Here is a 1,914-nt window from a genome sequence, read left to right as displayed (position 1 = left end):
GAGCGATTGACACGAAGCGTGAGGTGCTAGCAGGCACGCGGCGCCCAGAAGACGTAATTGTCTGGGCGGCGACGCTAGGGCACTGGTCAGTGTGGGTGAGTGTTTATCACGACGTTCCAGCAATGATGACCTTGCTGTGTGATCCCCAGCACTTCCCCGGCACCAGGGTGACCTTTCTCCACCCGGTTAACCGCCCTCGCATCAAGATTTGAGTCCGGCGTTCTGATGGCAGGACGGTTCGCGCTAGACGCTCTAGTCGAATGGTCGGCGGGGTCGCAGTCATCGTAGCCATCGCAGTGGCAGTCATGCAGACGAAAAAAAGGCCTCATTATCAGGCCTTTTTGCTAGCTGGATGGCGCTTCAATCGCGCTCGCGGTAACCATCAACGTAGTGCTCAAAGCAGTCATCACAGAGTGGGCCGAGTTCTACGTCATGGGTCGCGGGCTCGCCGCAATGCTCGCATTCAGCCACGTCGTCATCTGGGGTCGTCATAAGCCAATCACCTCAAGGTCATGCGGGGGGGGGGGCACCGGAGTGGGTATTTGTCGTCCTACTACGGGGCTGATCCGGATTCCAGGATGTCCAGCACTTGCCAGCTGTCAGCTTCATGGACGTCCGACGTGCAAGCTGGGAGCTCCCAGTGCTGTACGCTAAGGGTGGCCATCTGGCATGTCAAGAGCGGTACTGACGGTTGCCTGGTCTATGGTGAGAAGCGTTTACGTTTGCTTTCTTAGACGCGAATCAGCCTGACCATGACTCGACTGTAATTAGGTGGGGGTGACAGGGTGACTAGGATTCTTGATTTTTCGACGCTATTGCATCGCTCTGTCTGGGCGGTTGAGTAGCTCTGAAAGTGAGAGAGCAGTGAGTCTGGACTGCCAGAAAAATGCCGGGCAGTCGTAAATGATGATTTTGCTCATATCTCTAAGTATGCAGTTGGATGCACACTTACCCGAGGCTCAGGAATCATTGGAGGCCCCGGAATTGCGGGGGGCCGGGTTTGGCGTATGTGGATTTGTCAGGTATCCTTTTTCGTAGGTAGAGGGGTACCTTGGATAAGGGTTCGAATCTCTACGCTTCCGCCATATTCTTCATCAAAGCCCCTGAAAATGGGGCTTTTTTGTGGGCGATGGTTTTCGCCTCATGCTCATGCCAGCATCAGCGGCGCCGGTTGCTCCTGTAGATTGCAAAGGGCCGCCGGGCTGGCCAGGGCATTTTTCAGCCCCGGCCAGCCCGACAAAGCGGCCCGGTGCAGGCGCTGCTAGGTTGACGAACCCAGGTTGCCTGCAGGGGCTGCACGGCGCACGCTACATACGCCCCAGGTCAGCCCCAACACCGCCGCGATCACCGAGGCCGATAGCACGCCAAGTTTGGCTGCCCCCAGTGAGCCGGGGTCGACGAACGCCAGGTTGGCGATGAAGATCGACATGGTGAAACCGATACCGGCCAACAGGCCCACCAGCGTGATGCTGCGCCAGTTCACCCCGGCGGGAAGCGCGCACCAGCCCAGGCGTACCATCAACCAGCTGACGCTGATGATGCCCAAGGGCTTGCCTGCGACCAAGGCGATTACCACGGCGATCATGACCCATTGTGGGCCCGCTGCGGACAGGTCGACCCCAGCCAGGCTGACCCCGGCATTGGCCAGGGCAAACACTGGCATGATGCCGTAGGCTACCCAAGGGTGCAGCGTGCCTTGCATCCGTACCACCGGCGGCAGCAGTTCGCGCTGGGCCAGGCGCAGGCGTTTCAGTGGGTCGATGAGTTCGCTGGCATCGCGCTCTGGCGCCTTGGCGCGGCCCAGCAACTCGTTGGTGAAGCGGCTAATGGCATCCAGAGGGCGCTCACGCATCGGCATGGCGGCTACCGGGGTCATCAGCCCGAGCACAACGCCGGCGAGGGTCGGGGGGGACC

At 59.8% G+C, this 1,914-nt stretch carries 3 protein-coding genes; 1 reads left to right on the top strand and 2 read right to left on the bottom strand.

Going from position 1 to position 1,914, the window contains the following annotated elements; all coding sequences use genetic code 11:
- The coding region (locus APH30_RS29360; protein WP_218186822.1) for a hypothetical protein at window positions 1–212 on the top strand (212 nt) is incomplete at its 5' end.
- 148 nt (window positions 213–360) lie between these two features.
- On the opposite strand, the gene APH30_RS29760 is transcribed toward APH30_RS29360, so the two are convergent.
- Window positions 361–492, bottom strand: a complete 132-nt coding sequence (locus APH30_RS29760) for a hypothetical protein (RefSeq protein WP_256222157.1) — start codon at window positions 490–492, stop codon at window positions 361–363.
- 769 nt (window positions 493–1,261) lie between these two features.
- Window positions 1,262–1,914 (bottom strand): Na+/H+ antiporter NhaA (locus APH30_RS27020; RefSeq protein WP_177333805.1); only part of this gene is annotated, 653 nt, incomplete at its 5' end.

This window comes from Pseudomonas sp. NBRC 111127, from assembly GCF_001320345.1.
GTDB lineage: Bacteria > Pseudomonadota > Gammaproteobacteria > Pseudomonadales > Pseudomonadaceae > Aquipseudomonas > Aquipseudomonas juntendi.
The sequence above is the reverse complement of the archived record's forward strand: the minus strand, read 5'-3'. Positions and strand labels throughout refer to the sequence as shown.